The organism is Geminicoccus sp. (assembly GCF_035556675.1).
Classification (GTDB): domain Bacteria; phylum Pseudomonadota; class Alphaproteobacteria; order Geminicoccales; family Geminicoccaceae; genus Geminicoccus.
The window spans coordinates 1-20814 of sequence record NZ_DATMFZ010000221.1 but is presented as its reverse complement, the minus strand read 5'-3'; the positions used below and the strand labels follow the sequence as shown (position 1 = coordinate 20814).

The 20814-nt window shown below is 70.0% G+C and carries 16 protein-coding genes; 10 read left to right on the top strand and 6 right to left on the bottom strand.

The annotated features are described in order from the left end of the window. Positions 1-42 precede the first annotated feature (42 nt). The 3 genes from VNS22_RS15470 to VNS22_RS15460 form a co-directional block, all read right to left on the bottom strand. Positions 43-585 (bottom strand): DUF3576 domain-containing protein, encoded by a 543-nt coding sequence (locus tag VNS22_RS15470; RefSeq protein ID WP_325733919.1) that lies wholly within the window; start codon positions 583-585, stop codon positions 43-45. A 124-nt stretch (positions 586-709) separates the two neighbouring features. Continuing rightward, complete coding sequence (locus VNS22_RS15465; RefSeq protein WP_325733917.1) at positions 710-1321, bottom strand: hypothetical protein; 612 nt, start codon at positions 1319-1321, stop codon at positions 710-712. Between the two features lie 132 nt (positions 1322-1453). Further along, the gene (locus VNS22_RS15460; protein ID WP_325733915.1) at positions 1454-2524 is read right to left on the bottom strand and encodes a porin; all 1071 of its coding nucleotides are present in this window, start codon (positions 2522-2524) and stop codon (positions 1454-1456) included. Positions 2525-3138: 614 nt separating this feature from the next. Between VNS22_RS15460 and VNS22_RS15455 the strand changes: the two genes are divergently transcribed. Then, positions 3139-3834 (top strand): YggS family pyridoxal phosphate-dependent enzyme, encoded by a 696-nt coding sequence (locus VNS22_RS15455; RefSeq protein WP_325733913.1) that lies wholly within the window; start codon positions 3139-3141, stop codon positions 3832-3834. Between the two features lie 3 nt (positions 3835-3837). On the opposite strand, the gene VNS22_RS15450 is transcribed toward VNS22_RS15455, so the two are convergent. After that, positions 3838-4107, bottom strand: coding sequence for an RNA-binding S4 domain-containing protein (locus VNS22_RS15450; protein WP_325733911.1), 270 nt, complete (start codon positions 4105-4107; stop codon positions 3838-3840). 43 nt (positions 4108-4150) lie between these two features. Then, positions 4151-6676 carry a helicase-related protein gene (locus VNS22_RS15445; protein WP_325733909.1) on the bottom strand — a complete coding sequence of 842 codons (2526 nt, stop codon included), beginning with the start codon at positions 6674-6676 and terminating at the stop codon, positions 4151-4153. A gap of 97 nt (positions 6677-6773) precedes the next feature. Between VNS22_RS15445 and VNS22_RS15440 the strand changes: the two genes are divergently transcribed. From VNS22_RS15440 to VNS22_RS15400, 9 genes are all read left to right on the top strand, one after another. Continuing rightward, positions 6774-8603 carry a DUF5939 domain-containing protein gene (locus VNS22_RS15440; RefSeq protein ID WP_325733907.1) on the top strand — a complete coding sequence of 610 codons (1830 nt, stop codon included), beginning with the start codon at positions 6774-6776 and terminating at the stop codon, positions 8601-8603. A gap of 223 nt (positions 8604-8826) precedes the next feature. After that, complete coding sequence (locus tag VNS22_RS15435; protein ID WP_325733905.1) at positions 8827-10554, top strand: solute carrier family 23 protein; 1728 nt, start codon at positions 8827-8829, stop codon at positions 10552-10554. A 144-nt stretch (positions 10555-10698) separates the two neighbouring features. Next, the gene (htpG, locus tag VNS22_RS15430) at positions 10699-12612 is read left to right on the top strand and encodes a molecular chaperone HtpG (protein WP_325733903.1); all 1914 of its coding nucleotides are present in this window, start codon (positions 10699-10701) and stop codon (positions 12610-12612) included. Positions 12613-12781: 169 nt separating this feature from the next. Continuing rightward, positions 12782-13117, top strand: a complete 336-nt coding sequence (locus VNS22_RS15425; RefSeq protein ID WP_325733901.1) for a Rap1a/Tai family immunity protein — start codon at positions 12782-12784, stop codon at positions 13115-13117. A gap of 17 nt (positions 13118-13134) precedes the next feature. Next, positions 13135-13371, top strand: coding sequence for a hypothetical protein (locus tag VNS22_RS15420; protein WP_222183487.1), 237 nt, complete (start codon positions 13135-13137; stop codon positions 13369-13371). A gap of 224 nt (positions 13372-13595) precedes the next feature. Then, positions 13596-15086 (top strand): NAD-dependent succinate-semialdehyde dehydrogenase, encoded by a 1491-nt coding sequence (locus tag VNS22_RS15415; RefSeq protein WP_325733898.1) that lies wholly within the window; start codon positions 13596-13598, stop codon positions 15084-15086. Between the two features lie 31 nt (positions 15087-15117). Continuing rightward, a complete protein-coding gene (gene gorA, locus VNS22_RS15410; protein WP_325733896.1) occupies positions 15118-16512 on the top strand; it encodes a glutathione-disulfide reductase in 1395 nt (464 codons plus the stop codon). A gap of 29 nt (positions 16513-16541) precedes the next feature. Then, the gene (locus VNS22_RS15405; protein WP_325733894.1) at positions 16542-17912 is read left to right on the top strand and encodes a class II 3-deoxy-7-phosphoheptulonate synthase; all 1371 of its coding nucleotides are present in this window, start codon (positions 16542-16544) and stop codon (positions 17910-17912) included. A 62-nt stretch (positions 17913-17974) separates the two neighbouring features. Then, positions 17975-19147: a nicotinate phosphoribosyltransferase gene (locus VNS22_RS15400; protein ID WP_325733893.1), complete on the top strand. Its 1173-nt coding sequence runs from the start codon at positions 17975-17977 to the stop codon at positions 19145-19147. A gap of 9 nt (positions 19148-19156) precedes the next feature. Here the strand turns inward: VNS22_RS15400 and VNS22_RS15395 are convergent, their stop codons facing one another. Continuing rightward, positions 19157-20713, bottom strand: a complete 1557-nt coding sequence (locus VNS22_RS15395; RefSeq protein ID WP_325733892.1) for an MFS transporter — start codon at positions 20711-20713, stop codon at positions 19157-19159. Positions 20714-20814: the final 101 nt, after the last annotated feature.

The following is a 20814-nucleotide window of genomic DNA, read 5'->3' as shown; positions in this document are numbered from 1 at the left end:
CGGTCCAGGCGGGGAGAAGGGGGAAGGAGGGTAAGGTACCGGTCAGTCGGTGGCGGCAGCGGCGATCCGAAGCTCACGCGCACGGGTGAGGATCCGGTCCTCCAGCGCCAGGGCGGTCTGCGGATCGACCGGGGCATCCAGCCAGTCACCGCTCTCCGAGCGGGTCTGCCGCCAGACCGACACCTTGATCCCGTCCGCGCGCAGGGACTTGTCGCGCACCAGCACCTGCAGCTTGAAGCGCTCGTTCGGTGTCTCCGTCGGCTGGAACCAGTCAGTGGTGATCAGCCCGCCGAACGGGTCGGCACTGGCGACCGGCATGAAGTCGATCGTGTCGAGCGAGGCGCGCCAGAGATAGCTGTTCACCCCGACCCCGCCGGATTCGTCCTGCCGGGCCTTGGCCTCGCGCGAGCGGGAGCCGTACAGGGTAAACCCGTCCGAGCCTAAGATCGTGCCGGTCTGCTGGCGGCGCCGGGCGTCGTCCGTGTCCCACATGCCGGCTTCCGACTGGGTGACCGGCGGCGTCACTTCTTCGCTGCAGCCGGCGAGCGCGGCCACGAACAGGATGCTGGTGAGTGTTCTGCGCACGATGCGAGCCCGGGTCCGCCAAAGATTCGAGGGTCGTCACTATACCCTCTCCGCGGCGCGACCATAGCACGGCCCAGGCGTTCCGCCAGTCCGGGCACGCCCGGGGCGAAACGGGACAGGACGATCAGAAGCTCAGGCGGATGCCGAACCGGCCGGCGGCGTCGCCGTCGGGCCGTCCCTCGCTGCGGCCGGTGAAGGCGAGATCACCCTCCAGGGTCAGCCAGGACCAGGCGGCGAGATCGGTGCTGAGCAGCATGGTCGAGCGGGTTTCGCCCACCGGGGTCTCCGTCTCCGCTAGCGCCAGCCGCGCGGCGACCCCGCCATAGGCGACGCCGGCGCCGACCAGCTCGGTCTGGAACCGCCCCTCGCTCAACTGCTGCATGGTGCTGTTGAAGGTCCAGTCGTTCCAGACCAGCGCTCCGCCCAGCACGAAGCCGTCATCGCCACCGTCGAGCGAGGTCGCCGCACGCGGCTCCGGGGCGACTTCGAGCGGTGCTGCGGTCAGATCGAAGCGCAGGCGATCCGTGGCGCTGCCCCTGGGCGTGAAGCCGAAGCTCATGGTGCCGGGACGCTCGCTATCGGCGGCAGGCTCGTCCGAGTGGCCGACATAGCCACCGGCGACCAGATCCGCAGCCGCCGCGATCTGGCTCATCCCGACCAATCCGACGATGCTGGCCGCCAGCATCCGCCACATCGCAAGCCACTCCCGCAGGTCTGCCCGGCGATCCGGGAACATCGTTCGCATCTATCCGGCGCACGCCATTCTGCCAGGGCGGCCGACACAGTGCGAGGGCGAAAAGAAAAAACTGCGGCGGGGTATCCCCCGCCGCAGCATTCCAGAAGATCTGCTCCCTTGAGGGAAGACGGATCAGAACTGGATGTCGACCGCCACCAGGCCGGCGAAGTTCTCGTCCGAACCCGGCAGATCGGTGTCGTACAGACCGATGTCGGTCAGGAGCGAGACGCCCGGCATGATGCCCATCGTGCCCGAGAGGACGATGGCGGTCGGGGTGCTATCGCCCGGGGTGCCGCCGAGGAGCGGGTCGACGTTACCGTCGGCCTGCGAGTACTCGAGGGCCAACTTGGCGGGACCGAAGCTGCCACCGATACCGATGTTCCAGTAGTCGACGTCGGCCAGGTCGCCGCCGTTGTGACCATAGGCACCGGCCAGGTTGAAGCCGAACAGGCCGAGCGACACACCGCCGCTGATGCCGTTGAGGTCCTCGTCGTCCGGACCGAACTTCGCGGTCGACGCGGTCACGCCGGCCAGGATGTCGACACCAGAGAAGGCGCCCTTGTAGGTGATGGCACCTTCGACGTGCTGACGGCCGCCCTGGTCGCTGTCGTCGTTCTGGCTGACCAGACCGCCGGCATCGTCATCGGGAGCGAACGACACGCCCGCCTGGAACCCGGCGATCTCGGGGGTGTAGTACACGACCTTGGTCGCGGCGCCCGAGAGCGGCACGACATAGGTGTAGACCGAGTTGCCGAACGCCGGATTGAAGTCACCGTCGATACCACCGGTACCGGCCGCGATCACGCTCGAGAAGACCTTCGAGTTGTCACCCGGGCCGACTTCGTTGCCGAGGCGGACTTCACCCCAGCCGCCGCGGATGAACAGCCAGCTGCGGTCGACGATGTTGTTGTTGGAACCACGGCCGTTGTCGAAGCGCAGACGGAACCGTCCGCCATACTCCATCAGGCTGCCGTCGTCCTTGCCGCGCACGTCGATGAACACGCGGTTGTTGGTGTACATCCCGTAGCCGGGATCGTTTCCGCTGATCGAGTCGTTCTCGCCGAACAGCACGCCCGCCCGCAACTGACCGGACAGGGTGATGTCGAGCGCGCCGCCCGGCATCACCTCGGCCGCGTTGGCGGCCCCGGCGGCCGCGACAACGCCTGAGGCCACGCCGGCCAACAGGAGGGTCTTGATCCTCATATCTATCCTTCCTTCTCGAACTAGCGCGACCTTCTGAACCGGACCGGAGGTTCCGAACGAGATCCTATCCGATAAGCCAGGTGACCTTCACGGCCCAGTCGCCGAGGGAGTAGTTGCCCACCACGCCTGCACGCCTCAACTCGTTTCGCTACTTCCACTGGGCGTAGACGGGGGCCTGCGACATTAGTGCAACATGCCTTCTTGCCGCCGGCACAACACCAAAAGTAGAACTGGCACCGGTTTCTCGACCGCATACAGAAATCGAAAGACTTGTCCGCAACACTCTCTATGAAGTCATGGCGACTGGTCTGAGAATGGAAACCCGCGTATCCGGATAAAGTAATAACCCGAAAAATTTTAGCCACTTTTTTGTGGTTCTTGATCGATCTCTTCACGCCGACCCATCGGCAGGCACGCGATGGCCGGGTTCTCGACCGCGGGCCACTTGGCGACACGATCCAGGCGCGATCCTGGCCCGGACAGGGCGGAAGAAGGCGTTGGAGACCGGTGCCGGGGCATGTCCGGGACCCATCGCTTGCGTCCGCACGCGGTTTGGTGGATCTGCCGACGGAAGGCAGCCGCCCGTCATCCTCCAACCACGAGCATGCGACCCGATGGACGTCGAGCAGGAGATCGCCCTGGCACTGGCCGAGGTGCGGGATCGGATCACCCAGGCTGCGGAGCGCGCCGGCCGCGAGCCGGGCTCGGTGACACTGGTGGCGGTGAGCAAGCTGCAGCCCGCCCCGCGGGTCCATGCGGCACTCGCGGCCGGGCAGCGCGTGTTCGGCGAGAACTACGTGCAGGAGGCGCGCAGCCGCTGGACGCCGCTGCGCGAGGCCCATCCGGACCTGGAGCTCCACCTGATCGGGCCGCTGCAGACCAACAAGACCGCGGACGCCGTGGCCCTGTTCGACGTGATCCAGACGCTGGACCGCCCGAAGCTGGCGCGCTCCCTGGCCAAGGAACGCGACCGGCAGGGCCGCCTGCCCAGGCTCTACGTCCAGGTCAATTCCGGCGAGGAGCCGCAGAAGGGCGGTGTCCTGCCGGACGGCCTCGACGAGCTGCTGCATCTGTGCCGGGACGAGCTCGGCCTCGAGGTCGAGGGGCTGATGGCGATCCCGCCCGAGGGGGAGGACATCGTCCCGCACACCGCGTTGCTGGCCAAGCTCGCCAAGCGCCATGGCCTGGCCGGCGTGTCGATCGGCATGAGCGCCGACTACGAGGAGGCGGTCCGCTTCGGCGCCACCACCGTGCGGGTCGGCTCGAAGATCTTCGGCGAACGGCCGCCCAGGCCGGCACCCGGCGGCTGACGCTCAGGCCAGCGGCAGCTCCTGGTAATGCTCGCGGGCCTCGGCATAGGGCCCGCGGCGCTTGGGCATCGCCAGCACCCGGATCACCTTGATGTCCCGCCCCTGCGGCAGGGTCAGCACCATGCCGGTGCGCACTTGAAGATGAGCCTTGGTCACGATCCGTTCGTCGACGCGGACCCGGCCGCCTTCGACGAGCTTCTGGGCATCCGTGCGGGTCTTGCAGAACCGCGTGTGCCAGAGCCAGGTGTCCAGTCTCAGCGCTTCGTCGTGCAAGTTGCCTCCTTTTCGCCGGCCCTCAACCGGCTCTCCTGGACCCTCAACTGCGTCCGGCGACCAGGGTGCGCAGCACCGCGAACGGGGAATCGCTGCGCCCTGCCCGCGCTGCGCGCTTGCGCTCGACCGGATCCGGCCGGCGCCGCTTGCGCATGCGCACCAGCCTGCGCGCCTCGCCCTCGACCACGCAGGCAAAACCCAGCCCCGCCGCCACCGCGACCAGCTCGTCGAGCTTCAGCCCGGCGGCAGCCGCGAGGTCGCCCGGCAGGTCGAACTGCCGGCTCTCCCGCGCCCGTGCCCGCAACTGGGCGGCCAGCCGCTCGGTGACGTCCAGCCGGAGACCCAGCGTGCCGAACCGCGCGAAGCCCAGAGCGGCCAGGGTGGAAGCGGGCAGGTCCGGCAGGTCCCGCCAGGTAGTGGCGCCCTCGGGCGGCAACGGGCAGTCCTGCCCGGTCCAGACCCGGATCAGCAGCGCGATCACGCGCCGCGCGCGCGGCCGCATCAGCTCAGGCAGGAACAGCCATTCCACGCCCAGCCGCACGCCCAGCCTGGCCAGCGCCTTGCGGTCGGCCTCGCCCAGCGGAGCGGACACGCTCTCGATCCGATCCACCCGGATGGCACCCAGGGCCTCGGCCAGCGCATAGGCGACGCCGCGCACCGCACCACTCTGCCCGGCATCGTCGCTGGCCGCGGCCAGCCGCGCGATCCGGCCGATGCCCCGCGCGATCCAGCCGTCCAGCCGCCGGCCGAGCTCGTCCGCCACCCGCTCGCGCAGCTCGCCGGGCAGTTCATCGCTGACCTTGGGCCGCACGACCGGCCGCAGCGGCACGCGGCCGGGTGCCAGCCGGCCGACCACCGCACCCTGCCAGCGCACCGCGCCGCCGGGATCGAAGCACACCTCGTCCTCGGGTGCCCCGAGCATCTGGGCGACCCGCCGTTCCAGGGCCGGGCGCAGCGCCCGGCGCGCAGCGGCGCTGAGCGCCTTGCGGGCCAGGTCGGCCTCGCCGGGCAGGAGGGTGAAGTCCAGCCCCTCGATGGTCCCGACCGGGTGGCCGTCCACCGCCAGCGAGCCGTCCGCCTCCACCGTCGCCGGCAGGTCGTCATGCTCGCGCAGGGAGCGCAGCAGGGCGGTGGTGCGCTTGTCGACGAAGCGCTGCATCAGCCGCTCGTGCAGGGCGTCCGACAGCCGGTCCTCCACGGCCCGGGCCCGTTCCTGCCAGTGGGCCGCGTCCTGGAACCAGTCCTGGCGGTGCGAGAGATAGGTCCAGGTCCGGATATGGGCGAGCCGGCCCATCAGCGTGTCGATATCGCCGTCCATCCGGTCGATATGGTCGATGGTCCGCGCCACCCAGTCGGCCGGGATCACCCCGCCGGGGCTGGTCAGGTGGCGGTAGATCGTGCTGAGCAGATGCAGGTGGCTCTCGGCCAGGGTCTTGGAGAAGTCCGGAGTCTGGCAGACGCTCCACAGGAGCCGCACCCGCTCCGGGCGGTCGGCGATCTGGCGGATCTCGTCGCGCGCGGCCAGCATGTGCAAGGAGCGGTCGTCCAGCGCATCGCGCACCTTCCACAGCGCATCGCGCGCGGCACGGTCGGGCCCGGCGTCCAGCGAGCGCAGCAGGCCCTGCAGGGTGCGGAAGTCCAGTGCCGAGTTGCGCCAGCGCAGATGCTTCAGCGGCGGGAAGCTATGGGTCTCCACCGCCTCCACGATCCGCTCGTCGAGCTCGCCCACCCCGTTGGTGGTGCCGAACGTGCCGTTGGCCATATGCCGGCCGGCCCGCCCGGCGATCTGCGCCACCTCCGTGGCGGCCAGCTTGCGCCGCTCGCGCCCGTCGAACTTGTGCAGGGCGGCAAACGCCACATGGGTCAGGTCCATGTTGAGGCCCATGCCGATCGCATCGGTCGCGACCAGGTAGTCGACCTCGCCCGCCTGGTACATGGCGACCTGGGCGTTGCGGGTGCGGGGGCTGAGCGAGCCCATCACGATCGCGGCCCCGCCACGCTGGCGCCGGATCACCTCGCCCAGGGCATAGACGTCGGCCGCGGTGAACGCGACGATCGCGGAGCGGCGCGGCAGCCGGTGCAGCTTGCTCTCGCCGACATAGGTCAGGGTGGACATGCGCGGCCGGGCGATCAGCACCGCCTCGGGGACGAGCTGGCGGATCAGCGGCTTGATCGTGTCCGAGCCCAGGAAGATCGTCTCGTGCAGGCCGCGGGCGTTCAGGAGCCGGTCGGTGAAGACGTGGCCGCGCTCCCAGTCGGCGCACAGCTGGATCTCGTCGACGGCGAGGCAGGCGACCGGGCGGTCCATCGGCATCGCCTCGACCGTGGCGACCACGTAGGGCGCCTTGTCGCTGCCGATCTTCTCCTCGCCGGTGACCAGCTGCACGGCATCTGGGCCGCGTTCCTTGACGATCCGGTCGTAGATCTCGCGGGCGAGCAGCCGCAGGGGCAGGCCAATCATGCCGGAATGGTGCGCCAGAAGACGCTCGATCGCGAAGTGCGTCTTTCCGGTGTTGGTCGGTCCGAGGACCGCCAAGATGCGCGAGTCGGTAGTGCGCATCGAGCTCATGACAGAGAAGATTCCGTTCCCGGCGGCCGATTGCAAGAGGTGGCTTCTCCCGCTTCTGCATCCGGCCCTCACATGTGCACGCGGGGGTGACACGGCCATGGCAACCGAGCATCGAGTCCATCACCGGTTCGCCGGCCCGCGCGCGAAGGTCTGGGAGGCGCTGGCCGACACGGCCCGGTTCAACGAGGCGCTGGGCCTGCCGGCACATCCGATCGTGGCCGCCACCACGCCTGAGGGCGAGCGGCAGTTCCGCGGCAGGGCCAGGCTCGGCTCCTGGCAGCTCGAATGGCTGGACCTGCCCGGCAACTGGGTGAAGGAGCGCTGGTACGAGCACGACCGGCTGGTCGAGACCGGCCCGGTGGCGCGGCTGTGCGTCACCCTGACGCTGAGCGACACCGACGATGGCTGCACGGCCGCCTACCATCTCCTGGCCGAGCCGCGCGGCGTGGCCGGCAGGGTGCTGCTGGCGACCGGCCTGCTGTCCAAGTTCGGCCAGGCCTTCCTGCGGCTGGCGCGCCGGGCCGAGCAATTCGTGGCGGAGCAGGCGCTGGACCCGTTCGACCCGCCGCCGCCGCGGCTGGACGAGCGGGCGCAGGGCCAGATCGAGCGCCTGCACCAGGAGCTCCGCCAGGCCGGGCACCCGCCGGAGATCCTGGCGGAGCTGGTGCGCCTGCTGCGCAGCGGCGGCGAGAACGACGTGCGCCGAATCCGGCCGCTGGCGCTGGCCAAGGCCCACGGCTTCGACCCGCGGGCCACGGTCACCGCCTGCCTGGACGCGGCGCGGCGTGGCCTGCTCGACCTGTCCTGGGACCTGCTCTGCCCGCGCTGCCGGGGTGCCAAGCAGCGGGTGGGCTCGCTCGACCAGCTCCCCACGACGGTGCACTGCGATACCTGTGCCATCCGCTACGACCGCGACTTCAGCCGCAATGTCGAGGTCACCTTCCGCCCGGCCGCCGGTCTGCGCCCGCTCGTCCAGGGCGAATTCTGCCTGCTGGGCCCGATGAGCACCCCGCACATCCTGGTCCACCTGACCCTCGCACCCGGCGAGCGCCGGACGGTCGAGATCGAGGTGCCGCCCGGCAGCTACCGGGCCCGCACCCTGGAGCCGGGCCCGGAAGTGCTGTTCGAGCACGATGGCGGCGCCCTGCCGCTGATCGATCTCGGCGACGCCGCCGTGACGCTGGGCCTGCCGGATGCCCCGGGCCGGCTCACCCTGGCCAACCGGACGGCCCTGCCGCGCACGGCGGTGCTGGAGCAGCGCGACTGGATCCGGGACGCGCTCACCGCCGACCGGGTCGCCGCGATCCAGGCCTTCCGCGACCTGTTCTCCGACCAGGTGCTGCGCCCAGGGGACGAGGTCGGGATCGCGCGCGTGGCGATCCTGTTCAGCGACCTGGCCGGCTCCACCGCGCTGTACCAGCGGATCGGCGAGGCGGCGGCGTTCCGGCGGGTGCGCGAGCATTTCGCGCGGCTGCAGCGCATCGTCGGGGAGCATGACGGTGCCGTGATCAAGACGATCGGCGATGCGGTCATGGCGGCGTTCGCCGATCCGCTGGACGCAGTGCGAGCCGCCATTGCCATCCAGTCGGGCGCCATCCAGTCGGGCGCCATCCAGTCGGGCGAGCATGCCGCGGACCCGGCCGACCCGCCGCTCCTCCTCAAGATCGGCATCCATGCCGGCCCGTCGATCGCGGTCACGCTGAACGACCGGCTCGACTATTTCGGCTCCACCGCCAACCTGGCCGCCCGCCTCCAGGGCGTGGCCGGCCCGGGCGAGGTGGTGATCTCCGCATCCCTGGCCGAGGATCGGGCGATCGGCGAGCTGGTCCAGCCGATCACCCGCGAGCTGGCGGCCCTGCCCCTGCGCGGCTTCAGCGAGCCGGTCGCCTGCCTGCGGCTGGTGCCGGCCCTGGCCGATGGGCCGTAAACTTGCCCATGCGCTCCCGATGATCTACGCCTGCCAGGATGTGCATCCTGTACAGCGCGAGATGCGGATTTCCAGGTGGCGCAACAGTCCGGGGCCGTCTGCCTGCCCAGGGAGCCGGTCGAAGCGATCCGGCTGAAGCTGGGCGGCAGTTCCGGGCCTGGCACGGAAATCGCTCACGCGCCGACCGGCCATCCCGCCGCTGACCTGAGCAGGGACCTGCCCGATGGCGACGTCTGCCCCCGCCGCATCGACCTTCGTCCCGCTCAGCTACGACGTCGACGCCGTCCCGCCACCGCTGCAGGTCGTGCTGCTGGGCGTGCAGTACGCGGTGATGCTGGCGATCTACCTGATCCTGATTGTGATCGTCTTCCGGGCGGCCCAGGCGGACGAGGAGGTGACCCGCAGCGCCATCAGCCTCGGCATGATCGCGGCCGCGATCGCCACCGTCCTGCAGGCGCTGCGCTCGGGCCCGGTCGGCTCGGGCTTCCTGGCCCCACCCGTCTATTCGGCCATCTATCTCGGCCCCTCGATCCAGGCGGCGGCGGTGGGCGGGCTGCCGGCCGTGTTCGGCATGACGATCTTCGCGGGCCTGGTCGAGGTGGCCCTGTCGTTCGTCCTGCAGCGGCTCCGGATCATCATCCAGCCGACCATCAGCGGGCTGGCGATCACCGTGGTCGGCCTGCAGCTGGGCCTGGTCGGGATGGAGCATTCGCTGGGCATCAGCTCTTCCGGATCGGTCTATTCCGCCGGCCACGTGACCGTGGCGGCGGCGACGCTCGCCGTCTGCATCGGGCTGACCATCTGGGGCCGGGGCGTCTGGCGCCTCGTCTCCTCCCTGGGCGGGCTGGTCGCCGGCGTGGTCACGGCGACCTTGCTGGGCCTGCCCGGGCCGGGCGGCATGGGCGGGATCGCGACGGCCTCCTGGGCCGCCCTGCCCGGCATCGACCATATCCGGTTCGCGTTTGAGCCGGCGCTGATACCGGCCTTTGTGGCCGCCGGCCTGGCCGGTGCGCTGCGGGTGGTCGGGGTCGTCACCACCTGCCAGCGCGCCAACGATCCAGCCTGGAAGGCGCCGGACTTCCCGAACATCCGCAAGGGCGTGCTGGCGGACGGGCTGGGCTGCGCGGTGGGCGGCGCGCTGGGCACGCCCGGCATGAACATCGGCCCGAGCCTGGTCGGCATTTCGATCGCGACCGGCGTGACCAGCCGGGTCATCGCCTATGCCTGCGCCGCCGTGCTGGTGGTGCTCGCCTTCACGCCGAAGGTGGCCGGTGCCATCCTCGACCTGCCCACGGCGGTGGCCGGTGCCCTGCTGGTGTTCACCGCCTCGATCATGATCGGCAGTGGCCTGCAGCTGATCACCTCGCGGACGCTCGATACGCGGGCGGTGTTCGTGGTCGGGCTCGGGCTGCTCCTGCCGCTCACCCGGCAGCTGAGCCCCGGCTTCTTCGACCGGCTGCCCGCCTACCTGCATCTGGTGGCCGAGAGCGGGCTCGCCCTCAGCCTGGCGGCGGCCTGCGCGCTCACCCTGGTCTTCCGGATCGCCACGCCGCAGTCGGAGACGATCAACTGGCGCGAATCCGACAAGGCCCTGGCCGACCTTGCCCGCACGCTGAACGCGAACGCGACCGAGTGGCAGCTTGGCCCCGCACTGATCGCCCGCACGCTCACCGGCGTCGAACAGGCCTTCCGGCTGCTGAAGGAAGGCCACTACCTGCACAAGCCCCTCGCCGTCGTCGCCACCCACCGGAAGGACGGCCTGGACATCGAGATCCGCTATGACGGCGTCGCCCTGACCATCCCGACGCTCCGCTCGGTCATCTCGGCGGAGAACGAGGAAGCCCCCGCGACCGCCGGGCTGCAGCGCCTCTCGATCGGCGTCTTCCCCGATCACGCCGCCACCCGGAGCCAGGGCGGCCACATCTCAATCAGCCTAGGCTTCAACGGCTAGCTTCGCCCCGGCAACCACCGGTAAAAGGCCACGAGCGCATGTTCGCCTGTGCAGGTGCGGCCGCTTGCGTCTTGCAGACGCCCTGGCGAATTCCCAGATGGCTCGGCACGCAGGCCCACCCTAACCGACTGAAACAACAAGGCGATGAGCGAGACGATGCAGCCGTTCGAGGCCGATGTCGGCCGTGTCCTCGATCTCGTGATCAACTCCCTCTACAAGGATCGCGAGATCTTCCTGCGGGAGCTGATCTCCAACGCGTCCGACGCGTGCGACAAGCTGCGCTACGAGAGCCTGAGCCGGCCGGAGCTGCTGGGCACCGACCCGGACCTCGAGATCACCATCCTGGCCGATGCCAAGAACGGCCTCCTGACGATCGCCGACAACGGCATCGGCATGACCCGCGAGGAGCTGGCGGAGAATCTGGGCACCATCGCCCGCTCGGGCACGGCGCGCTTCGCCGAGCTGCTGACCGGCGATGCCAGGAAGGACGTCGACCTGATCGGCCGGTTCGGCGTGGGCTTCTATTCGGTGTTCATGGTGGCGGACAAGGCGGTGGTGATCTCGCGCCGGGCCGGCGAGAGCACCGCCTGGAGCTGGGCCTCGGACGGCCGCAGCGGCTTCGCCATCGAGGAGCTGCCGACCGATTCGTTCAAGCGCGGCACGGCGATCACCCTGCACCTCAAGGACGACGCCAAGGAGTTCCTGGACGAGTGGACGCTGCGCCGGATCGTGCGCACCCATTCCGACCATATCGCCCTGCCGATCCGGCTGCGGCTGATCAAGGCCGACCAGGAAGGCGACGAGCCGTCCGCCCCTGAGCAGATCAACGAAGGCTCAGCACTCTGGACCCGGCCCAAGTCCGAGATCACGGACGAGCAGTACAAGGAATTCTACCACCACGTCGCACACGCCTTCGACGAGCCGTTCGCCCGGGTCCACTTCAACGCCGAGGGACTGCTCGAATACACGGCCCTGCTGTTCGTGCCGACGGCCCGGCCCTTCGACCTCTACGACCCGCGCCGCGCCCACGGGGTGAAGCTCTACGTCAAGCGGGTGTTCATCACGAGCAGCCTGGAGAACCTGCTGCCGCGCTACCTGCGCTTCGTGTCCGGCATCATCGACAGCCAGGACCTGCCGCTGAACGTCAGCCGCGAGACCCTGCAGCAGGGCAGCGTCGTGCCGAAGATGCGCAAGGCGATCGTCAAGCGGATCCTGGACGAGCTGAAGAACAAGGCCCAGGCGGAGGAGCAGGAGGCGAAGGACAAGTACCTGGCCTTCTGGACCGACTTCGGCCCGGTGCTGAAGGAGGGGCTGTACGAGGACAGCGAGAACCGCGAGCGGATCATGGAGCTGGCGCGCTTCCGCTCGACCCACTCCGCGGATGGCTGGACGTCGCTCGCCGACTATGTCGGCCGGATGAAGCCCGGCCAGGAGGCGATCTACGTGATCTCCGGCGAGAGCCACGCCGCCCTGCGCAACAGTCCGCAGCTCGAGGAGGCGCGCGCCAAGGGCGTGGAGGTGCTGCTGCTGGACGACCAGGTCGATCCGTTCTGGCTGGAGCAGGTGACCGAGCATGCCGGCAAGCCGATCCGGTCGCTGGCCAAGGGCGACGTGGACCTGTCCGCGATCGAGAAGGACGCGGCCGAGGCGGAGAAGCCCGAGGAGCCGGCCACCGAGGAAGGCGATCTCGGCCGGCTGATCGCCAAGCTCAAGCTGGCGCTGGGCGACCAGGTCGCGGACGTGCGGGAAAGCAAGCGGCTGCGCCAGAGTGCCGTCTGCCTGGTGGCAGGCGACCAGGCGATGGACATGCGCCTGGAGCGGTTCCTCAAGAGCCACAACCAGCTGGACGTGCTGGCCAAGCGGATCCTGGAAGTGAACCCGCGTCACGACCTGGTCCGCCGCTTGGCCACACTCGCCAAGGACGACACCCCGGACTTCGGGGAACTCGCCCACCTGCTGCTCGACCAGGCCCGGATCGTCGAGGGCGAGCCCCTGCCCGATCCGGCCGCGTTCGGCCGGCGCATGTCGACCTTCGTGGCGCGCGGCATCGGGACCTGAACCGGGGCGCCTGAACCGCGGCATCAGCCAGCCGGCGCCGCCGCGGCGTTGGTTCGAAGCGGCGCCGGCCCTATATGTTCCGTCGAGACGGCCGCGGACGCGGCCTGGTGTCCGGCCGAGATGGAGGTGGACGATGCGGGGCTGGCGGACAGCAGCGCTTGCGGGAATCTTGGCCACGGCTGCGGGCGGGGCGCTCGCCGCACCGGTGGCGCCCGATGCCTTCAAGATGCGGACGTTCTCCGATCTCGTCGCGGTCTGCGGCGCCGATTCCGAGGATGCGGCCCAGTTCTGCCGCGGCTGGCTGGTCGGCAACGGCAGCCTCTACGCCACCTTGCTGCGTGCCGGTGCCATTCAGCCCTGGGCATGTGCCGATCCGGTGCCGAGCCTGGACGACATCCGCCGCGCGATCGTCGCCTGGGGCGAGACCAACCCGCAGACCGGCAGCGAGAGTGCGGTGGACGGGTTCTGGCGGGCTGCCGCGTCGATCTGGCCGTGCAAGCAATGATGGGAGACCAACGGGACATGAGCAGGATGAAGCGGCTGGGCGGCGTGGCGCTGCTGATCGCGAGCCTCGGCGTGGCCGGCTGCGCGGTGGACCGCCAGACCGGGCGCAGCACGGCGGTCGGTGCCGCCACCGGGGCGGCCGCGGGTGGCGTGGTCGGCCTGTTCGGCGGCAACTGGCTGAGCCAGGTCGGGATCGGTGCCGCCGCGGGTGCCGCGTCGGGCTTCGTCTACGACCAGATCCAGAAGAACTACTGAGCAAGCGGCGGGCGGCCAGAATGAGCCGCCCCGTCGTGATGGAGATGCGGGCGGTCTCGCCCTGACCGCCGGGCGGGCTGCGCCTTTACCGCGCAAGCCCCCATCCTGTATGGAGGCCGCCGCCTCACGTGGGCCGGATGCAGGCGCATCCGGCCAGGTCGGTCGTCGCCGGGGCAGCCCGGGCCCATGTCGCCCGGCTCCGGCCAAGGGGAGTTCGAGACGAGATGGCTACTGCCCTCAAAGACATCCGCAACCTGCTGAAGGACCCCTCGCTCTTCAAGGAGCAGGCCTATATCGGCGGCAAGTGGGTGGGCGCCGACAGCGGCAAGACGATCGACGTGACCGACCCGGCCACCGGCGAGCGGCTGGGCTCCATCCCCGACATGGGCGAGGCCGAGACCCGGCGCGCCATCGAGGCGGCCGACGAGGCGTTCAAGTCCTGGAAGCAGAAGACCGGCAAGGAACGCGCCGCGATCCTGCGCAAGTGGTTCGACCTCTTGATCGAGAACCAGGAAGACCTCGCGATCATCATGACTCGCGAGCAGGGCAAGTCGCTCACCGAGAGCCGCGGCGAGGTCGTCTACGGCGCCTCGTTCATCGAGTGGTTCGCCGAGGAGGCCAAGCGCATCTACGGCGACATCGTCCCGCAGACGGTGGCGTCGCGCCGGATCCTGGTGATGAAGCAGCCGGTCGGCGTGTGCGGCATGATCACGCCCTGGAACTTCCCCAACGCGATGATCACCCGCAAGTCGGCGCCGGGCCTGGCGGTCGGCTGCACCGTGGTGATCAAGCCCGCGACCTACACGCCCTATTCCGCCCTGGCGCTGGCCGAGCTGGCCGAGCGCGCCGGCTTCCCGCCGGGCGTGTTCAACATCGTGACCGGTTCGGCCCGCAAGATCGCCGGCGAGCTCACCGAGAACAAGAAGGTCCGCAAGATCTCCTTCACCGGCTCCACCGAGGTCGGCAAGATCCTGCTCAAGCAGTGCGCCGACACGGTGAAGAAGGTCAGCATGGAGCTGGGCGGCCACGCGCCGTTCATCGTGTTCGACGACGCCGACATCGATGCCGCCGTCCAGGGTGCCATCGCCTGCAAGTTCCGCAATTCCGGCCAGACCTGCGTCTGCACCAACCGGATCTATGTCCAGGCCGGCGTCTATGACGAGTTCGCCAAGAAGTTCGCGGAAGCCGCGGGCGCGCTCAAGGTCGGCAACGGCATGGAGGCCGGCACCCAGATGGGCCCGCTGATCGAGCCGGCCGCGGTCGACAAGGCGGCCGAGCACGTCAAGGACGCGGTCGCCAAGGGTGCCTCGGTGCTGACCGGCGGTGAGCGCCATCAGCTGGGCGGGCTGTTCTTCCAGCCGACCGTGCTCTCCGCCTGCAACATGGACATGCAGATCGCGCGCGAGGAGACGTTCGGCCCGGTGGCCCCCCTGTTCCGCTTCGAGACGGAGGAGGAGGTGATCGCGCTGGCCAACGACAGCGACTACGGCCTGGCCGGCTACTTCTATGCCCGCGACCTCGGCCGGGTGTTCCGCGTCGCCGAGGCGCTGGAGGTCGGCCTGCTGGGCGTCAATGACGGCGTGATCGCCAACGAGGTGTCGCCGTTCGGCGGCGTGAAGCAGTCCGGGCTCGGCCGCGAGGGCAGCAAGTACGGCGTCGATGACTATCTGGAGCTGAAGTACGTCAGCCTGGGTGGCATCGGCGTCGCCCCGTAACCGTCCCGTCGACCAAGCGAGGCCAAGAGGCGTGAGCCAGCTCGACCTGTTCGTGATCGGCGGTGGGTCGGGCGGCGTCGCCTGCGCCCGCCGCGCCGCCTCCCATGGCGCCAAGGTGGCGCTCGCCGAGGATTCGCGCCTGGGCGGCACCTGCGTGATCCGCGGCTGCGTGCCGAAGAAGCTCATGCATTACGGTGCCGGCGTGCCGCACGAGCTGGCGGTGGCCCGGGACATGGGCTGGTCGTTCGGCGAGGTGCGGCACGACTTCCGCGGCTTCCTCGAGGCGCGCAACCGCGAGATCGCCCGGCTCGAGGCGATCTATCGCGGCATGCTGGACGGTGCCGGCGTGACGGTGGTCAAGAGCCGGGCCAAGGTCGCCTGCCGCCAGGGCGACGGCTTCGTGGTCGAAGCCGGCGGCGAGCTGTTCCAAACGAAGCGGGTCCTGATCGCCACCGGCGCCGCGCCGTTCTTCCCCGACATCCCCGGCATCGAGCACGTGGTCACCTCCGACCAGGTGCTGGAGGACGTCTACGACCTGCCGGCACGGGTGGCGGTGATCGGGGCCGGCTATATCGGCGTGGAGCTGGCCTGCATCTTCCAGGGCTTCGGGGCGAAGACCAGCCTGGTCCTGCGCGGCGACCAGCCGCTGCGCGGCTTCGACGAGGACCTGCGCCGCCATCTCACCGACCAGATGGCGGCCGGCGGGCTGGAGATCCTGAGCCGCAGCGTGGTGAAGCGCATCGAGCGCACGGCGGGCGGCCTCTGCCTTCACGGCATCGAGCCGGCGCTGGAAGCCGACCTCGTGGTCTACGCCACCGGGCGCCGGCCGATCCCCAAGACGCACGGCATCGGCCTGGAAGAGCTGGAAGTGCGGATGGACCACGAGGGCGCCATCCTGGTCGACGACACCTACAAGAGCAGCGTGGACGGCCTCTATGCGGTCGGCGACTGCTCGGACCATGCCGGCTGCGGCGTGGACAGCGGCCAGTTCGACCTGACCCCGGTGGCGATCGCCGAGGGCCGCGCCATCGCCGAGCGGCTGTTCAACGACCGCGTCATGCCGGTGCGCTACGATACGCTGGCCACCGCGATCTTCTCCTCCCCGGAGGCGGCGACCTGCGGCATCTCCGAGGTCCGGGCCCATGCCGAGGGCTACGACGTCGAGATCTACAAGGCCAATTTCCGGCCGATGCGCACCACGATGGGCCAGCACGCGCACCGGATCTTCATGAAGCTGGTGGTCGACCGGAAGACCGACCGGGTGCTGGGCTGCCACATGGTCGGGCCCGAGGCCGGCGAGATCATCCAGGGCTTCGCCACTGCCATGACGGCCGGTGCCACCAAGGCCGACTTCGACGACACGATCGCGGTCCACCCGACCGCCGCGGAAGAGTTCGTCACCATGTACCAGCCGTTCAAAGGCTAGCTATACTGGTGAGGGAAGGAGAAACGGACATGGTCGCGAGCTGGAACCCTTCGACTTGGCGAGCGAAGGTCGCGCAGCAGATGCCGAGCTTCCCGGACCAGGCGGTGCTGAATGAGGTCGAGCAGCAGCTGGCGGGCTACCCCCCGCTGGTGTTCGCCGGCGAGGCGCGCGAGCTGACCCAGAAGCTGGGCGACGTCGCCGAGGGCCGGGCCTTTCTCCTGCAGGGCGGCGACTGCGCCGAGGCGTTCGCCGACTTCACCGCCGACAAGATCCGCGACACGCTGCGGGTGATCCTGCAGATGGCCGTGGTGCTGACCTTCGGCTCGGGCATGCCGGTGGTGAAGCTCGGCCGGATCGCCGGCCAGTTCGCCAAGCCGCGCTCCGCCCCGGACGAAACGGTCGACGGCGTGACCCTGCCGGCCTATCGCGGCGACATCGTCAACGGCCTGGCCTTCGAGGCCGGGCAGCGCGCCCCCGACCCCCGGCGTCAGCTCCAGGCCTATTCCCAGGCAGCGGCCACGCTCAACCTGCTGCGCGCCTTCACCCAGGGCGGCTATGCCTCGCTCGACCGGGTCCAGGCCTGGAACCTGGGCTTCGTCAGCAACAGCCCGGAAGGCGAGCGCTACCGGGACATGGCCGACCGGATCACCGAATCGCTGGCGTTCATGCGCGCCTGCGGGATCACCGACGCCAACAACCCCGAGATCCTGCGCACCAGCTTCTACACCAGCCACGAGGCCCTGCTGCTGGGCTTCGAGCAGGCGATGACCCGCGTGGATAGCACCAGCGGCCGCTGGTACGACACGTCCGCCCACCTGCTCTGGATCGGCGACCGCACCCGCCAGCTCGACGGCGCCCATGTCGAGTTCTGCCGCGGGATCGCCAACCCGCTCGGGCTCAAGTGCGGCCCGACCATGACGGCCGAAGACCTCCTGCGGCTGTGCGACCTCCTGAACCCGGACAACCGCCCGGGCCGGCTGACCCTGATCGCCCGGATGGGCCACGAGAAGGTCGAGCGCCACCTGCCGCCCTTGATCCGCGCCATCGAGCGCGAGGGCCGCAAGGTGGTCTGGGCCTGCGATCCCATGCACGGCAACACGATCAAGGCCGGCAGCGGCTACAAGACCCGGCCGTTCGACCGGATCCTGTCCGAGGTGCGCAGCTTCTTCGCCATCCACAAGGCGGAAGGCACCCATGCCGGCGGCGTCCATCTGGAGATGACCGGCCAGGACGTCACCGAATGCCTGGGCGGCGCCCAGGCAATCACCGAGGCCGGCCTGTCCGACCGCTATCACACCTATTGCGATCCCCGCCTGAATGCCCAGCAGTCGCTGGAGCTGGCCTTCCTGATGGCGCGGGCGCTGAAAGAGGAGCGCGAGCTCGTCCGGGTCGCGAGCTGAACCCGACCGAACAGCTCCTGCCGCCAGCCCCGGCTCCGGCCGGGCTTCCACGGGATCCTCGCATGTCGTCTCGCCCAACCACGCTCGCCGGGGCCGGCTATGGCCCCACCAACGGCGACATCGCCCGGTTCACCGACAAGTACTTCGTGCGCACGAAGGAAGTGGTGGAGCGGTACGGCGACGTCCGCGTCACCTACGCGGTGTTCATGCGTCGCCCGGTCCTGTTCGCGCCGCGGCTGGCGCTGGACTGGCTGGCCCGGATCATGGCCGAGCGCGGGATCGCGATCGAGCTCGACCTGCGCTTCCAGGAAGGCGACTGGGTCGGCGCCGGCGAGCCGATGCTCTACCTGACCGGACCGTTCGCGGGGCTGGTCGACCTGGAGACCATCCTCCTGCAGCGGCTGGGCCCGTGCTGCGTGGCGGCGTTCAACGCCTACAACATGTGCACCGACCTGCCCAAGGTCGGCTTCCTCGCCATGGACGCCCGGCACTGCGCCGGAGCGGAGATGGGCGAGATGATGGCCTATGCCGCCTCGGTGGGCTCGGCCGAGGCACGGCGCCGCGCCGGTGCAGTGGGCTTCATCGGCAATGCCGTGGACGCCACCGCGCATTTCTTCGGCCGGGACGAGGGTACGGGCACCATGCCCCATGCGCTGATCGGCTATGCCGGCAGCACGGTGCGCGCCGCCGAGATGTTCCACGAGACCTTCCCCGACCAGCCGCTGACCGTGCTGGTCGACTATTTCGGGCAGGAGATCAGCGACAGCCTGGCGGTCTGCGCCCGCTTCCCGGAGCTGGCGGCGTCCGGCCGGCTCTCCGTTCGGCTCGACACCCATGGCGGCCGCTTCGTGGAGGACCTGGACACCGCCGAGTCCTATGCGGTGCTCGACCGCCACGTGCCCGACGCGATCCGCACCTACCGCACGCACGAGGAACTGCGCTGGCTGACCGGCACCGGCGTGTCGGCCGCCGCCATCTGGCATGTCCGCGAGCGGCTGGACCAGGCCGGCTATCCCCGGGTGCGCATCGTCGCCTCCTCCGGCTTCAGCCCGCAGAAATGCAAGCTGATGGCCTCGGTGCGGGCCCCCATCGATGTGGTCGGCACCGGCTCCTACCTGCCCGACCAGTGGACCGAGACCTATGCCACTGCCGACGTGATCGCCTATGACGGCGAGTATCGGGTCAAGGTCGGCCGCGAGTTCCTGTTCCCGAACAAGGCCAAGCCGAAGCGCTGAGCCGCCGGCTCAGCCCCGGGTGGCCAGGGCTTCGCCGGAGGCCGGCGGTCGGCGGCGCCGGTGCAGCGTCATCCAGGCCAGCAGTGCGGTGCCCAGGGCGATCGCGGCGCACAGGATGGAGGAGAGCTCCATCGCCTGGGTGAAGGCAGCCTTCGAGGCCGCGGCCAGCGCGGCGCCGGCACTGTCGGGCAGTTCCTCGGCCACCTCCAGGGCGGCCGCCAGCGTGCCGCTCGCCGCCAGCGCCAGCTCGGCCGGCAGCTCCGCCGGCAGGGCCGGTATCACCCGCTCGCGATAGGCTGCCGTCAGCACGCTGCCCAGCACGGCGATCCCGATGGCTCCGCCCAGCTCGAAGCTGGTCTCGGAGATCGCCGAGGCGGCGCCGGCACGCTCCGGCGGTGCCGAGCCCAGCACCAGGTCGGTGGTGAGCGTGCCGACCGGGGACAGGCCCAGGCAGAACACCAGCATGCCGGTGACCAGCACGGCCAGCGGCCAGCTGCCGCCGAGCTGGGTGAGGATCAGGAAGCCCAGCGCCGCCACCGCCAGCGCACCGGCGATGACGGTGGCCGGCTGCCAGCGGCGCACCAGCCAGGGCGCCACCATCGAGCCGGCCGCGAACGCGATCCCGGACGGCGCCACCCACAGGCCCGCCTCCAGCGGCCCCATCCCCAGCACGAGCTGGAGATATTGGCCGATCACCAGGAAGAAGCCCAAGGCGGCGAACAGGGACAGGAGGTTGATGAGCAATGCCGCGCTGAACGAGGGGATGCGGAACAGCGACACGTCGATCAGCGGATCATCCAGGCGGCGCTGGCGGCGCACGAACAGAAGCCCCACCACCAGACCCGCCAGGATCGCCAGCGTGGGCAGCAGGCCGAAGCCCGCCTCCGCACTGCGTTTGATGCCGTAGATCACTGCCAGCACCGCCCCGACCGACAGGGCGGCACTTGGCAGGTCCATCCTTCCCGCGTCCGGATCGCGCGCCTCCGGCAGGAGGAAGGGCCCCAGCACCAGCAGGAGCAGCATCACCGGCAGGGCGATCAGGAAGACCGAGCCCCACCAGAAATGCTCCAGCAGCACGCCGCCCACCACCGGCCCGATCGCAGCACCGGCGGAGAAGCTGGCGATCCAGACGCCGATCGCGAAGGTGCGCTGCCGGTCGTCCTGGAACATGGTGCGGATCAGGGAGAGGGTGGAGGGCGCCAGGGTGGCGCCGGCCAGGCCCAGTACGGCGCGCGCCAGGATCAGCAGCCCGGCGCTGGGTGCGAAGGCCGCCAGCACCGAGGCGACACCGAACGCGGCGGCACCGATCAGCAGCAGCCGGCGCCGGCCGATCCGGTCGCCGAGCGTGCCCATGGTGATCAGCGAGCCCGCGACCAGGAAGCCGTAGATGTCGACGATCCACAAAAGCTGGGCAGCGCTCGGCCGCAGCTCGGCGGAGAGCTGGGGAATCGCCAGGTTCAGGACGGTCAGGTCCATGGAATAGACCAGGCAAGGCAGCGCCAGCACGGCGAGGCCGATCCATTCGCGCGGCGTGGCGCGGCTGCCCGGCATGACGGCAGAGGTCATGGGGAGGACGATCCAGAAAGGTCGGCCGCGCGGCGGGCGCGCGGGGGCGGCGATCACTAAATGAAGCGGTTAACCATGTCCAGCCACCGGCCGCCCCGCAT

What these genes read in the sequence shown, in the direction of transcription:
- VNS22_RS15405 (WP_325733894.1), top strand. Translation starts at nt 16,542, where the DNA reads ATGGTCGCGAGCTGGAACCCTTCGACTTGGCGAGCGAAGGTCGCGCAG.
- VNS22_RS15400 (WP_325733893.1), top strand. Translation starts at nt 17,975, where the DNA reads ATGTCGTCTCGCCCAACCACGCTCGCCGGGGCCGGCTATGGCCCCACC.
- VNS22_RS15395 (WP_325733892.1), bottom strand. Translation starts at nt 20,713, where the DNA reads ATGACCTCTGCCGTCATGCCGGGCAGCCGCGCCACGCCGCGCGAATGG.
- VNS22_RS15460 (WP_325733915.1), bottom strand. Translation starts at nt 2,524, where the DNA reads ATGAGGATCAAGACCCTCCTGTTGGCCGGCGTGGCCTCAGGCGTTGTC.
- VNS22_RS15465 (WP_325733917.1), bottom strand. Translation starts at nt 1,321, where the DNA reads ATGTTCCCGGATCGCCGGGCAGACCTGCGGGAGTGGCTTGCGATGTGG.
- VNS22_RS15435 (WP_325733905.1), top strand. Translation starts at nt 8,827, where the DNA reads ATGGCGACGTCTGCCCCCGCCGCATCGACCTTCGTCCCGCTCAGCTAC.
- VNS22_RS15445 (WP_325733909.1), bottom strand. Translation starts at nt 6,676, where the DNA reads ATGAGCTCGATGCGCACTACCGACTCGCGCATCTTGGCGGTCCTCGGA.
- VNS22_RS15415 (WP_325733898.1), top strand. Translation starts at nt 13,596, where the DNA reads ATGGCTACTGCCCTCAAAGACATCCGCAACCTGCTGAAGGACCCCTCG.
- htpG (WP_325733903.1), top strand. Translation starts at nt 10,699, where the DNA reads ATGAGCGAGACGATGCAGCCGTTCGAGGCCGATGTCGGCCGTGTCCTC.
- VNS22_RS15420 (WP_222183487.1), top strand. Translation starts at nt 13,135, where the DNA reads ATGAGCAGGATGAAGCGGCTGGGCGGCGTGGCGCTGCTGATCGCGAGC.
- VNS22_RS15440 (WP_325733907.1), top strand. Translation starts at nt 6,774, where the DNA reads ATGGCAACCGAGCATCGAGTCCATCACCGGTTCGCCGGCCCGCGCGCG.
- VNS22_RS15455 (WP_325733913.1), top strand. Translation starts at nt 3,139, where the DNA reads ATGGACGTCGAGCAGGAGATCGCCCTGGCACTGGCCGAGGTGCGGGAT.